The 12657-nt window shown below is 64.3% G+C and carries 13 protein-coding genes; 8 read left to right on the forward strand and 5 right to left on the reverse strand.

Translation table 11 applies throughout. The features are described 5' to 3' along the window. The first annotated feature begins 166 nt into the window (after positions 1 to 166). The 5 genes from EG850_RS06080 to EG850_RS06100 all read left to right on the forward strand — a co-directional run bounded on the left by EG850_RS06080 (position 167) and on the right by EG850_RS06100 (position 5756). Positions 167 to 1870, forward strand: a complete 1704-nt coding sequence (locus EG850_RS06080) for a glycerol-3-phosphate dehydrogenase/oxidase (protein WP_124971510.1) — start codon at positions 167 to 169, stop codon at positions 1868 to 1870. A 224-nt stretch (positions 1871 to 2094) separates the two neighbouring features. After that, positions 2095 to 3603 (forward strand): hypothetical protein, encoded by a 1509-nt coding sequence (locus tag EG850_RS06085; protein ID WP_214609518.1) that lies wholly within the window; start codon positions 2095 to 2097, stop codon positions 3601 to 3603. 113 nt (positions 3604 to 3716) lie between these two features. Further along, on the forward strand, positions 3717 to 4928 hold the full coding sequence (gene serA, locus EG850_RS06090; RefSeq protein WP_124971513.1) for a phosphoglycerate dehydrogenase: 1212 nt from the start codon (positions 3717 to 3719) through the stop codon (positions 4926 to 4928). Next, the gene (locus EG850_RS06095; RefSeq protein ID WP_124971516.1) at positions 4925 to 5314 is read left to right on the forward strand and encodes a hypothetical protein; all 390 of its coding nucleotides are present in this window, start codon (positions 4925 to 4927) and stop codon (positions 5312 to 5314) included. Before serA ends, EG850_RS06095 begins: the two co-directional genes overlap by 4 nt. Positions 5315 to 5387: 73 nt before the next feature. Beyond that, entirely contained in the window at positions 5388 to 5756 is a 369-nt protein-coding gene (locus tag EG850_RS06100) for a hypothetical protein (protein ID WP_124971519.1), read from the forward strand. A 9-nt stretch (positions 5757 to 5765) separates the two neighbouring features. Here the strand turns inward: EG850_RS06100 and EG850_RS06105 are convergent, their stop codons facing one another. Continuing rightward, positions 5766 to 6884 (reverse strand): hypothetical protein, encoded by a 1119-nt coding sequence (locus tag EG850_RS06105; protein WP_124971522.1) that lies wholly within the window; start codon positions 6882 to 6884, stop codon positions 5766 to 5768. A 158-nt stretch (positions 6885 to 7042) separates the two neighbouring features. On the opposite strand from EG850_RS06105, the gene EG850_RS06110 reads away from it, so the two are divergent. Beyond that, positions 7043 to 7402, forward strand: a complete 360-nt coding sequence (locus EG850_RS06110; RefSeq protein WP_124971524.1) for a hypothetical protein — start codon at positions 7043 to 7045, stop codon at positions 7400 to 7402. 12 nt (positions 7403 to 7414) lie between these two features. Here EG850_RS06110 and EG850_RS06115 read toward each other — a convergent pair whose 3' ends face one another. The 3 genes from EG850_RS06115 to EG850_RS06125 all read right to left on the reverse strand — a co-directional run bounded on the left by EG850_RS06115 (position 7415) and on the right by EG850_RS06125 (position 10477). Beyond that, on the reverse strand, positions 7415 to 8656 hold the full coding sequence (locus tag EG850_RS06115) for a glycosyltransferase (protein WP_124971527.1): 1242 nt from the start codon (positions 8654 to 8656) through the stop codon (positions 7415 to 7417). 13 nt (positions 8657 to 8669) lie between these two features. Continuing rightward, on the reverse strand, positions 8670 to 9902 hold the full coding sequence (locus tag EG850_RS06120; RefSeq protein ID WP_124971530.1) for an NAD-dependent epimerase/dehydratase family protein: 1233 nt from the start codon (positions 9900 to 9902) through the stop codon (positions 8670 to 8672). Between the two features lie 116 nt (positions 9903 to 10018). After that, a complete protein-coding gene (locus EG850_RS06125) occupies positions 10019 to 10477 on the reverse strand; it encodes a DUF3224 domain-containing protein (RefSeq protein WP_124971533.1) in 459 nt (152 codons plus the stop codon). 68 nt (positions 10478 to 10545) lie between these two features. Here EG850_RS06125 and EG850_RS06130 point away from each other — a divergent pair, with 68 nt between their 5' ends. Further along, positions 10546 to 10983, forward strand: coding sequence for a pyridoxamine 5'-phosphate oxidase family protein (locus tag EG850_RS06130; protein ID WP_214609519.1), 438 nt, complete (start codon positions 10546 to 10548; stop codon positions 10981 to 10983). Next, complete coding sequence (locus tag EG850_RS06135; RefSeq protein WP_124971536.1) at positions 10980 to 12032, forward strand: class I SAM-dependent methyltransferase; 1053 nt, start codon at positions 10980 to 10982, stop codon at positions 12030 to 12032. The genes EG850_RS06130 and EG850_RS06135 overlap by 4 nt, the downstream gene beginning before the upstream one ends. Positions 12033 to 12110: 78 nt before the next feature. On the opposite strand, the gene EG850_RS06140 is transcribed toward EG850_RS06135, so the two are convergent. Further along, positions 12111 to 12629 (reverse strand): 8-oxo-dGTP diphosphatase, encoded by a 519-nt coding sequence (locus tag EG850_RS06140; protein WP_124971539.1) that lies wholly within the window; start codon positions 12627 to 12629, stop codon positions 12111 to 12113. Positions 12630 to 12657 lie beyond the last annotated feature (28 nt).

A 12657-nucleotide genomic window follows, 5' to 3' on the forward strand; every position in this document is an offset into this window, starting at 1 on the left:
TCGCGGGAGGCTCGCTGGTGACATCCCTCGATGACCGTGACCTCCCCTCATCCTGGGCGGTGGTCACGGCGATGAGGGGATGACGCGCAGCCGCCAAGCCGCATCCCGTCACCCCACCGCCAACCGTGTGAAGCCAACCGTTACCGCACACTGCCAAAATGAGCGGATGCGAGCCCCCACACGCGAGAACGTCGCCGCCCTGCAAGCGCGGCCGCACGCCGAAGTCCTCATCATCGGCGGCGGCATCAACGGGCTTGCCACCTTCCGCGAGCTCGTCACCCAGGGTGTCGACGTCGCGCTCGTCGAGCGTGACGACTTTGTCTCTGGTGCCTCCTCAGCCTCGAGCCACATGGTGCACGGTGGCATCCGCTATCTCGAAAACGGCGAGTTTCGACTCGTGCACGAGGCGGTCGTCGAACGCAATCTGCTGCTGCGCAACGCCCCGCACGTGGTCAAGCCACTCGTCACCACCATCCCCATCTTCCGCACCTGGGCGGGCATTCTCGCGGCGCCAAAGCGGCTACTGTTCACCCACCGCGCGGGCGAACGCCACGAGCGCGGCGCGGTACTTATCGCCATCGGCCTGAGCATCTACGACCTGTTCTCGCGCGGCCGCGGCGCCGTGCCGTTGCACCGCTTCCGCACTCGCGGCGCATCCCTGCGCGCCTACCCCGACCTCAACCCGGGCCTGCGCTTTACCGCTACCTACTACGACGCCTCGATGCACGACCCCGAGCGGCTCGCGCTCGATGTGCTTGCCGACGGCATCCAGGGTGGCGGCCGCGCGGCGAACTACCTTGCGGCGGTCGGCTCCCGCGACGGTGCCGTCGTCGTGCGGGATGCGCGCACCGGCGAAGAGTTCGAAATCCGCGCCGATCTCGTGATCAACGCGAGTGGCCCCTTCACTGACCTCACGAACGAAGCGCTCGGGCTCACCACCCGCTTCCTCGGCGGCACCAAGGGGTCGCACATCGTGCTCGATCATCCGGAACTCCTCGCCGCCACCCGCGGTCACGAGCTCTTCTTCGAGAACTCCGATGGCCGCATCGTGCTCATCTACCCGCTCAAGGGCCGCGTGCTCGTCGGCACCACCGACCTCGACACCGATGTGCGCGAGACGCCGGTGTGCACCGATGCTGAAATCGATTACTTCTTCGGACTCGTGCGCCACGTGCTCCCCGGCATCGAGGTGAATCGCTCGCATATCGTGTACACCTTCGCGGGCATCCGGCCGCTGCCAAGCCACGAGGGCCTCGCGCCGGGATTCGTCTCGCGCGACTATCGCATCGAGCGCGCCTCGCTCGGCGCGACGCCTCTCCTCAGCCTTGTCGGCGGTAAGTGGACCACCTTCCGCGCGCTCGGTGCCCGCCTCGCCGCCGAAGCCATGGACGTCATAGGGGCAGATCGTCGTCGCGACACGAAATCGAACCTCATCGGCGGCGGCATCGGCTTCCCGACCACCGCGAAACGGCGCGCTGCCTGGCTGCAACGGCACGCATCCGGTCATCCGCTCGCACTCGCCGAGCGGATGCTCGATCGCTACGGCACCCGTGCCCGGCACCTACTCGCCGAGATTCCCGTGGATGCGGCTGAACTCTCGCAGGTGCCCGGCTGGTTCGCGCAAGAACTCGCCTGGCTTGCGCGCGAGGAACAGGTGGTGACGCTCGCCGATGTGGTGCTGCGCCGTACGCCGCTCGCCTTCCTTGGTGGGCTCACGGTTGCGGCGCTGCGCGAGATCGCTGCGGTGATTGCGCCGGTGCTCGACTGGGATGCGGCGACCATCGATGCCGAGGTCACGAGCATCATCGAGTTGCTCGCCACGCGACACCGGGTGGATGTGGTGAACGGCGGCCTCGCGCCCGAGGCGTAGCCGGCGCAGATACCGCCACCATCCGTCAGGTCCATACCCCGGACCCACGGGCAACTCGCGCACTCCGTCTGTATTCGTGTGGACCAGGGTCGGTTCCGAAGCATGGCTGAAATTCCGTGAAAACAAGGCACATTCACGTTCGCTCTGTCTGAAATGATGCTGTGGAAATCCTGCGTGGGACGCCTTGAAGCGATCCTGCGGGTGTTCAAGCGGAAAGGAAGGTCATGACGGCGACACCGTCACCACAAGAAGGTATCGGCGAAGTATCACCCCATTGGAAGGCTGGCCCCTTCGAGGTTCGCTTGCCATTTGTGCACTATCGAATCGAGTGGCCGGACTACACCCAGGGTCTGGTTATGTGTGCTGTGGACCTCGCGGCGATCCCACTCATGGTCGATCTGCTGGAGATGCCGTTCGAGGCGGCATTGGCCGTCGTGCTACTCAACGGGTTGCTCTATCTCACGCATCACCTCCTAGGTGACCCAGTTGTCCCAGGCTGGATTACTCCCGCAATCCCGTTGCTCGTCGCGTATTGCGAAACCTTCCCAGTAGGCGAGGAAAGGGTGCAAGCGCTTATTGCGTTCCAACTCTTGTTGGGAGTGTTCTCAATCACGCTCGGTGCAACTGGGCTCGCTTCGCGTGTGGTCCAGTTCATCCCACCCGCACTACGAGCTGGCATCATCGTCGGCGCAGGCTTCTCGGCGATCTATTCGGTGTTCGCTGAAGGTGGTCGCTTCCACCTGTTCCCAATCACAATCACGGTTGCAGTTGGACTCGCATTCCTACTGATGTACTCGAAGGGCTTCCAAAAGCTACGCCAGCAGTCAAGGGGATGGATGCTGCTCGGTTCGCTGGGTATCCTGCCATCAATTCTTGTCGCGGTGATTGTCGCGCCCCTGGCTGGCGAGGCACCGTGGCCGAACATTGAGTGGGGCATTAGCTGGCCCGACTTCGCCACGCTTTGGAGCCAGTACACGGTGTTTGGCGTCGGAATCCCACCGGCCCACATGTTCCTTACGGCAATTCCAACAATGCTCGCCGCCTACATCGTGGTGTTCGGCGACGTGCTGCAAGCCAAGGCTGTGCTCGCCGAAGCCGACGGCGTTCGTCGCGACGAAGCTGTGGTCTACAACCCGAACCGTGCTCACCTCATCTTCGGCGGTCGCAACGCGGTTATGTCGATCATCGGCCCGGATGTGGCCATGTGCGGTCCGCTTTGGGCTGCAATGCACGTCGTTATCGTTGAGCGCTACAAGCAGGGACGCAATGCCATGCGTTCGATCTTTGGTGGGTCGGGTTCGTTTCGTTGGGGAACGAACACCGGTCTCCTGCTTCTTCCCATCGTCACCCTCGTGCAACCGATCCTTGGTGTCGCGCTTGCCCTCACGCTCGTAATTCAAGGGTTCGTGAGTGTACGCGTCGGCATTATGGAAGCGCGTAACCAAACGGATCTAGGAATCGCAGGCGTCACCGGAGCGGTGCTGGCAACCCAGGGAGCAACTTGGGGCTTCGTCACTGGCATCATCTTGGTGCTCGTGGTGTACGGCCGTAGCTTCTTCACCAGCAAGCGTGACGGCACACTCACGCCGCTCGAAGAGCTTGTCGAAGCCGCGCCGGGCGGCGACGTCCTCATTTCTGGGGAAACACCCGCTACTGATCCTTCATCGGTGCCACGGCGAGACGACGAGCCTAATGACGACGATCCCGAAAGGAACAAGTCAACGCCAAGCTAGGCGACGCTAAGTCGAGGGGGTGGCCACTCGCATATGTGCGAGTGGCCACCCCCTCGACTTCACTGGCATTGTTCACGCCGGCGCATCCTGCCCAGTGACTAGACTGGAAAATCGTGAAAGCGCTGCTCCTCGAAAACATCCACCCCGACGCCGCCCGCCTGCTTGAAGGGGAGGGAATCGAGGTCGAAACGCGCAAGGGCGCACTCGACGAGAACGAGCTGATCGAAGCGCTCGAGGGAGTCGACCTCCTCGGCATCCGCTCGAAGACCATGGTCACCCGTCGCGTGCTCGAAGCCCGCCCCGACCTCATCTCGGTTGGCGCGTTCAGCATCGGCACGAACCAGATCGACCTCGACGCCGCAGCCGAGACTTCGACCGTCGTGTTCAACGCGCCCTACTCGAACACCCGCTCGGTCGTTGAGCTGGCCCTTGGCGAGATCATCAACCTCGCCCGTCACATCGGCGACCACAACCGCAAGATGCACGATGGCCTCTGGGACAAGACCGCGAAGGGCTCGCACGAGGTGCGCGGTCGCACGCTCGGCATCGTCGGCTACGGCAACATCGGTTCGCAGCTCTCGGTGCTCGCCGAATCGGTCGGCATGCGCGTCTACTTCTACGACATTGTCGACCGCCTCGCGCTCGGCAATGCGGTGCGCTGCTCGACGCTTGAAGAGCTGCTCGAAACCGTTGAGACGGTTTCGGTGCACGTTGACGGTCGCGCCGAGAACAAGAACATGTTCGATCGCGAGACCTTTGCGATGATGCGCCCCCGCACGCTCTTCCTCAACCTCTCGCGCGGTCACCTCGTCGACCTCGAGGCACTGCGGGATGCACTGCTCTCGGGTCACATTGCTGGCGCCGGTGTCGACGTGTTCCCGGTCGAGCCGAAGAAGGCGGGCGACCCGTTCGAGTCGGTGCTCCAGGGCATCCCGAACGTGATTCTCACCCCGCACATCGGCGGCTCAACTGCCGAGGCGCAGGAAGACATCGGCCGCTTTGTTGCCGGGAAGTTCCGCGACTACGTGAAGACCGGCTCGACCTACATGTCGGTGAACCTGCCCGAGGTGCAGCTCGACAAGCTCAAGAGCGGCGCACGCCTACTGCACCTGCACCGCAACGAGCCGGGCGTGCTCGCGCACGTCAACTCGGTGCTTGGCGAGTACGGCGTGAACATTGACAGCCAGCACCTCGCGACCCGCGACGGCTACGGCTATGTGGTCACCGACTGCGGCAACGGCGTACCGCAAGAAGCGATCGATGCGATCCGCGCACTTCCGGCCACGACGCGCCTCAGCGTCGTGGGCGAACTGCGCGGCGCGTGACCGAACCCTCCACAGTGCCGGCAAGCGAGCCGGCACCGGGCGGCAGCTCGACGGAACCCGCCGAGTTGCCGCCGCGTTCGCGCGCCGTCACTGCGCTCGTGCTCGGTATCGTGTCGGCGATTCCATCGCTGATGTCGACGGTGATGGTGGTCGGCACGCTGGCCGATTCACCAGCGTATGCTCCGCTCGTTATCTTCCTCGCGATCATGTGGACCGGCTGGTTCGCGCTCCCCGCAGGCGTGATCGCCATGGTCATGGGCGTGAAGTTCCGTGACGACGACCGGAAGTTCGCGCGCCTCGGCCGGTGGGGATTCCTCTTGCCAGTGTTCGCCACGATCTGGATGCTCTTCATCGCGTTCCTTGCGGTCGCCGTCTCGACCCAATAGCCAGTTACTAGGACTCGCGAACGCGCCTTCAATCTGCCCAGGGCCGCACAAGTCCGCGTGACACCATGGGGGCATGTCGAACCGGCCGCTTGATTCACTGCCCGAGGCAAGCCGCGGGCCGCGGACGCCGTCACCGGGACGGGCAAGCGCGACGCTCATTCTCGGCATCCTGTCGGCGCTGCCGTTTCTCGCGGCGATTGTCATCGAACTCGTGATTCTCGCTGATTCCCCGAACTATCGGGGATTCGGGTCAATGGTGCTCGCGCTCACCTGGTGGCTCATCATCCCGATGTTCGTCATCACGCTCATCCTCGGATTTCGTCAATCGCAAGGCAGGCTCGGTCGCGCCACGCAGATTGGCTTCTGGCTGCCGATCGGAGCGCTCGCGGCCTACGGCATCTTTTCGCTCATCATCACGATGATCTACGGCTCGCGCTTCTGAACCGCGCGGCTAGTGCCGCATCGCCTGGCCCAGCCGATCTTCGAGGAGTTCATGCTGCGCGATGCCGAGTTCCAGCCAGGCAATCTTGCCTGCCAGCACGCGCCGCTGGCGGTCGCTGTGCAGCGGGATGCGCGTGCCCGAGCTGAGGATGCGGCGCAGGTCGCCTTCGAGCGCAAACCAGGCGATGAGCGGCACGACCACCTGCAGGAGGGAAATCACGATGCCGAGGCCCGCGTCGTACTCAATGAACTCGAAGTCGAAGATGACGGCAAGTTGCGCGGTGATGACCACGAGAAGTAGCCCCACCCAAAACGCGATGCGTCCGAGCATCCCGTCAGCGGGGCGACTCTGCGGAAAGCGGCCGAAGTCGCTATGCCAGAGCGGCAGTACGACAAGCGCAAACACGAGTGTGGCCGCGGCGGCAGCGACCCACGCATCCAAAGACATGAAAATCGTGACGGCGATGAGCGTGGTGCCAATCGCAATTGCCCACCACAGTCGGCTCGTGCGCTGGATGCGATTGTGCGCATCCGTGCGGGCGTGCCGAGCCAGCTGCTGATCGAGTGTGCGTAGGCGTCGCAACTCGCCACGGTCTCGGGCGAGCGAGTCGCGAACGGATGCGAGATCGACCCGGTTGGCGGCGAAGAGGCCGCAGGCAAGTGCACCGATGAGCACAGCGCAGAGGGTTTCTCCGGCGTGCGTGAGATTTGCTGGTGAGACGAGCGGCTTGTTGTGAAACATCGCGAGGAAGCGCACCCACCCGAGCAGAATCGCGATCAAGCCAACTGCCGTCGACGCGAGCGCACCGAGGTTTTCGAGGAACTCCGAGAGCCCGTCGCCGTACTCGGCATCGCGGCGCGTGGCGATCACGGTTGGGATGAGGATGGTCGCCACGAGCGTGACCGCGGCGGCGAGCATGATGATCGTGTTCGAGTTCCACAGCCCGGCGTTGAGCGCAGCAACCAGCGGCGCCGACTTCGAATGAAAGACCTCGGCGATGAACCCGAACGGGAGGGGTACCAGCAGAAACGTGATGAAGAGCGTCGCCGCCGTCGTGAAGCGCTGCCGACGCAATTGCCGCTTGAGCCAGCCCGGTGTCGCGAGCGCAACGACGCGGGTTCGACTCACGCGGGTGCTCATCTGCGCCTCCAGCTCTCATGACGTTGGCCCGCCGACCTCAGTGGGGACAGGCCCCAATGCTAGTGGCGCGCGCATCCTTGCTCTCAGCACGCGCCGTTGGCACGCGCCCTCAGCATCCGTCGCGGTAGATGCGTCAAGCTACTGCCATGACCGGCGAACCCCAAGTCGCGAAGCGGCCCTTCGACGGCACACCCTCAAAGGGTCGCGCCACGTGGACACTCGTGCTCGGCATTCTGGGCAGCCTGCCGTTCTTCGGCGCGGTCATCATTGACACCATCATCATCAACGATTCGCCGAGCTATGCGGGCATGGGGCTCGCGATGATGGGGCTGGGTCTTGGCGGGGCAGCGGTGCCGCTCTCACTGGTCGCCATTTGGCTGGGTGCCGGGTACACCAAGGGTAAGTACGGGCCCATGGCCACCTGGGGCTTCGCGATCCCGCTCGTTGCGTATCTCTCGCTCGGCGTCTTTTGGCTCATCGCCAACCCGATCAAGGCAGGCGGGTAGTGGGGCACCGGCCTAGAGGTTCTCGGCAACCTCGTCGGTGAGTTCGCGGCGCAGATCGGTTGGCCGCGGGAGCGGTGTGCCGAACAATCGCATGGGCAGTGAGTAGGTCGAGAGCGTGTTCGATCGCGCCCAGTGGCGATCGATCGCGAGCTCGTAGAAGTCGACCAAGCGCTCAGTCGCCGCGCGCCACGAGTACTGCTTGGCTTCGAGTCGGCCGGCTGACCCCATCGGCGTGCGCAACTCAGCGTCGAAGAGCAGCGACTCGAGCTTCGCCACGAACTCAGCCACATTGCCCGGCTCATAGAGCAGTCCGCTCGACCCCTCGGTCACTGCGAACGGGATGCCGCCCGCTCGCGCGCCGACGACGGGTACGCCCGAGGCCATCGACTCCAACGCCACAAACCCGAGCGTCTCCGTGCGCGAGGGGAACGCAAACACATCGGCCGACGCAAACGCCGCAGCCAACGCATCCCCTGACATATAGCCCGTGAACACCGTGTTCGTGCCGGCGAAATCGCGCTCGAGCTCATCGCGATCGGGGCCCGAGCCGACCATCGCAAGCCGCACCCCGCGCGGTCCGAGCTGGCGAATCGGCTCCACCAGCTCGCGCAGCTGCTTCTCTTTCGACATGCGGCCGATGTAGATCATCAGCTTGTCGTCGGGGTTTCCATCGGTGAGCCGCTCGCGCATCTCGGCCGATGCCCGATCGGGACGATAGCCGACCGTATCGATCGCTTTTGGCCAGAGGTCCACGCGCTCGATGCCGAGATCCTGCGCCCGCTCGACCATCTGCGGCGAGGTGCAGAGGTTCACCTCGGCAAGGTTATGAATCCAGCGGATGTACTTTGTACCCGCCCGGCGAATCGGCCCGAGCCCCAACGCATCCGCGTACTTCGGTGTATCGGTGTGAAACGACGAGAGCATCGGCAGATCGCGGCGCGCGGCCGAAAGCGAACCGTATGCCGCCAGCGCCACGGGATTCACGAGATGCACCACATGCGGCGCAAACTCCTCGACCTCGCGGGCAATATTCGGCGTCGGCAAGCCCACCTTGAGCTCGGGATACCAGGGCCGTGCCGAAAACGAGTTCACACGCACGACGCGGGCTCCGGCGTAGTTCGACGGCGCATCCCCGGGCGCGAAAATGAGCACTTCGTGCCCAAGCGCCGTGAGCTGTTCGACCGTGCGCAACACCCGGGTCACCACGCCGTCGATCTTCGGCAAGAAGACCTCGGTGAAGATGGCGATGCGCATTGGGTCGCGCTACTTAGGCGACCGGCGCCGAGACTGAAGCGGGCACGCCAGCTTGCTGGTTCTGCGTCCAGAGCGAGGTGGCCGGAATCTTCGAGTGGTCGGCGCGATCAGCGTACTTGCGCGCGATCTCAGTGACCTCGAGCAGCAGGCCCTCGGCGAGCTTCGTCGGGTTGAGACCGAGGTCAAGGAACGTCTCGTTGCGCACATGCAACTCGTTCTCGGCCGCCTCATTGCGCGGGTTCGGCACAAGCTCGACCTTTGCATCCGCGATTTTCGCAATAAGTTCGGCGAGATCGCGCACACGGTGCGTCTCGGTCATCTGGTTGAAGATCATCACTCGGTCGCCGGCAGCCGGCGGGTTCGTGAGCGCGATCTCAACACAGCGCACCGTGTCTTGGATGTGGATGAACGCACGCGTCTGGCCACCGGTGCCGTGCACCGTGAGCGGGTAACCGACCGCAGCCTGCATGAGGAAGCGGTTGAGCACCGTGCCGTAGTCGCCGTCGTAGTCGAAGCGGTTGATGAGGCGCTCGTCGAGGGCCGTTTCAGCGGTGTTCGTGCCCCACACGATGCCCTGGTGCAGGTCGGTGATGCGCAGCTTGTCGTTCTTCGCGTAGTAGGCGAAGAGGTTCTGGTCGAGCACCTTGGTGAGGTGGTAGACCGAGCCCGGGTTCGTCGGGTAGAGAATCTGCTGCGGGATGCGGTGGGGCTCGGTGGGGTTGCCCTGCTCGTCTTCGTCGGCGGTCACCTCAATGTCGAGGTAGCCCTCGGGAATCTTCATGCCCGCGGTGCCGTAGCCGTAGACGCCCATGGTGCCGAGGTGCACGAGGTGCACATCGCGACCCGAGTCGACGATGCCGGTAAGTACGTTGTTCGTGGCGTTGACGTTGTTGTCGACGGTGTAGCGCTTGTTCTTCGGTGACTTCATCGAGTAGGGCGCGGCACGCTGCTCGGCAAAGTGCACCATGGCGTCGAGTTCTTCATCGCGAATGAAGTTGACGAGCTTGTCGTAGTCCTGCGCGACGTCAATGCTCTCGAAGCGCAGCTGCTTGCCAGTGAGTTCTTGCCAGGTGGCGACACGCTCTTCGATCGAGGCGATCGGAGTGAGCGACTCGGCACCGAGCTCTTCGTCGATACGGCGACGCGAAAGGTTGTCGACAATGACGACATCGTGACCGACGTTCGAGAGATGGAGGGCCGTCGGCCAGCCGCAGAACCCGTCGCCACCAAGGATTGCGATCTTCACGTGTAACTCCATCACCCGCGGCGAGGCCGCGCTCAACTCTCGGAAACTCACCCCATGTTAGGCGGGCGCGTTAACGGTGGCTGAATTGTGACGCAGTCTGGAAATGCCTGGATGCGCTATGGTTCAAGCCGCCCAGCGGCCGCCTCGCCGTCGATGAGGTCGGCGTCATCATCGAACTCGATGTCGAGCTCGAGTACCTCCTCGTCACCGCCACCAATGATGCGGCCGGAGCCGCGGGCGCCGGTAAGCGCGCCGGTACCGGAGTCGGGCACGATCTTGAGCACCGCATCCGCGTCATTGAACTGCCCGCGCGTGAGCGTCGAGGTGTGCCAAAAGCTGAGGGTGCCGGTGCGACCGAGAATCTCACCCTCGAAGGCATCGATCGCAACATAGGTGCCGGAGCCGACCGACTCGTTAAAAGCCCCGGCGAAGAGCACCTGGCTGCTGCCGCGAAGCGACTCGCCTTCGACGACGCGGACAATGAAGGCGCCGCCGAGCGGTGCGGCGGTGGTGACGTCGACGGCCCGACCGTTCGCGTCCCAAGATTCAATGCGGAAGACTCCAGATGCGCGCATGTCGAAAGCGTGGCAGTAGCGGCTGGGAAACGCATCCGCCTCACAGGGCAACGTGGCACCCTGGAGCCATGACTGACTACCAGGACGTAATGCTCCCGCTCTCGGCCGAGGAGAACCAGAAACTGCTCTCGTCGCAGTCGCTGGGACGCCTGGTGGAGCGCATTGGCGAGCGCATCGAAGTGTTCCCCATCAACTTCTGGAGCGATGGCAAGCGCATCGTCTTCCGTACCGCTCCGGGCACGAAGCTCGCGGGTCTCGTCGCCGCCGACGAGATCATCCTTGAAACCGACTATGTCTCGGAGCATTCGGCGTGGAGCGTCGTGGCCCGCGGTACCGCGCGCATTCTCGAGGGCGAGGCCGAGGTGGCCGAGGCTGAGTCGCTCGACCTGCGACCACTCATTCCCACGGTGAAGCGCGTGTTCGTTGAGATCACGATTGATCGACTCGACGGCCGCCGTTTCGTGCTTGGCAATGAACCCGAGGCAGAGCCCGAGACCATCGCGTGAGTGAGGCGGATGAACCGGGCGTCGACTTCACTGCCGACGACCCGGTCGTTGAAGTGGTCGTGCGCGAAGCGCTCGCGACCGGTGGCGTGCCCGAGGTCGTAGCCGTTGCCGACGACCCGGAGGGCTTGTTTGCGGCGGCCTTGCTTGAGCTTGGGGCACGCGAGGTGCGCGTCTTTGACGACGATGGTTCGGAGGCACTACCCGCTGGCGCTTCGGCGTTTGGTCTTGAGCGTGGCTGGGCTGCGGACGTCGAACTCGTCGTCGGTCGCCTGCCGAAAACTCTCGCGGCATTGGATGAACTCGGTGAGGTGGCGGCGCAATTCGCAGACCCAGCAGTACGCGTCATTCTGGGCGCGCGGCAACAGCACCTCGTGCACTCGATGAACGATGCGCTCGGCCAGTCGTTTGGTTCGGTGCGCGGATCGCGTGGACACCGGAAGTCGCGAGCACTTGTTGCGACGGAACCGCGTGCGGGGCTCACGCCGCGGTATCCGCTCGTGGGCCGCATCCCCGAACTCGATCTCGAAGTGCGGGCGCACGGTGGCGCCTTTGCCGGTGCGGCCTACGACCTCGGCACCCGGGCGCTGATTGACGCGCTTGACGGTGTTGATCTTGGTGACCCAGCGGTAGTGGTCGATCTCGGTTGCGGCACGGGCGTGCTTGCCTGCGCCTCGGCGCGAGAGTTCCCGGAGGCGCGCGTGATCGCAACCGATCGCGCATGGTCGGCGGTCGCTTCGGCCGCGGCGACGGCGGCAGCGAACGGCCTTGAGGTCGAGATCTTGCGTGCCGACGCTGGGGCCGGGATTGCCGATGGCACGGTCGACCTCATCCTCTGCAATCCGCCATTCCACGACGGTCGAGATGTCGACCCCGGCATGGCGAATCGGCTTTTTGCGGCAGCGGCGCGGATGCTGCGACCCGGCGGCATGATCGTCACGGTGTTCAACTCACACCTCAAGCACCGCCAGCATCTCGAGCGCATCGTCGGGCATACCCGGCAGCTTGATCGCACCGCGAAGTTCACGGTGACGCTGACGACGCGGCGGTAGCGTTGCGTTCTTGTCACGCCTGCGTGCCCTTGAGGTAACTCCACCTCGAGGGCACTCCACGGTGACAGAAATGCGGCCCTAGCCGAGTGACCCGGGCGGCGGCACCGGAGGCAAACCGGTCGCCGGGTCATCACTGGCCACCGCGCTCGACAAATCAGCGCCGAAGATAAAGCTCTTGCGCACGAACTCGCCAGCGAGCGCGAACGGGAGCCAGTGGCGCGCATCCGACCACATTTCGTCATAGGGAATCGCGTCGAGCGCAAACCACTCGGGCACGAGCTCGTCTGATTCGACAGGTTCGCCGATCCACTCGCGGCAGAGGTACACCCACGACTCCTGTGACCATGACGGCTTCGTCGGGAAGAGATAGGTGAGTAGGCCCGTGTGCCGCAACGCCGCAATGTCAACGAAGAGCCCCGCCTCCTCTTCTATCTCGCGAATTGTCGCGCGCCGAGGATGCTCGCCGGGTTCGAGCTTGCCGCCGAGCCCCACGAGTTTGCCAGCGCCGAGTCCGAGCTTCTTGCGTCCGAGCAACACTTCGATACCGTCCGCGCCATCGCGGAGCAGGTAGGCGACACACACCTGCGGAAGAGCCATGTGCCAAGCGTAGACCGCTCGCCTCGCC

It is taken from the genome of Gulosibacter macacae (assembly GCF_003865375.1).
Lineage (GTDB): Bacteria > Actinomycetota > Actinomycetes > Actinomycetales > Microbacteriaceae > Gulosibacter > Gulosibacter macacae.

Bases quoted from the DNA above. Each gene is read 5' to 3' on its own strand.
- EG850_RS06115 (WP_124971527.1), bottom strand. From the start codon at position 8,656: ATGCGCATCGCCATCTTCACCGAGGTCTTCTTGCCGAAGATCGACGGC.
- EG850_RS06080 (WP_124971510.1), top strand. From the start codon at position 167: ATGCGAGCCCCCACACGCGAGAACGTCGCCGCCCTGCAAGCGCGGCCG.
- EG850_RS06125 (WP_124971533.1), bottom strand. From the start codon at position 10,477: ATGCGCGCATCTGGAGTCTTCCGCATTGAATCTTGGGACGCGAACGGT.
- EG850_RS06110 (WP_124971524.1), top strand. From the start codon at position 7,043: ATGACCGGCGAACCCCAAGTCGCGAAGCGGCCCTTCGACGGCACACCC.
- EG850_RS06100 (WP_124971519.1), top strand. From the start codon at position 5,388: ATGTCGAACCGGCCGCTTGATTCACTGCCCGAGGCAAGCCGCGGGCCG.
- EG850_RS06140 (WP_124971539.1), bottom strand. From the start codon at position 12,629: ATGGCTCTTCCGCAGGTGTGTGTCGCCTACCTGCTCCGCGATGGCGCG.
- EG850_RS06085 (WP_214609518.1), top strand. From the start codon at position 2,095: ATGACGGCGACACCGTCACCACAAGAAGGTATCGGCGAAGTATCACCC.
- EG850_RS06130 (WP_214609519.1), top strand. From the start codon at position 10,546: ATGACTGACTACCAGGACGTAATGCTCCCGCTCTCGGCCGAGGAGAAC.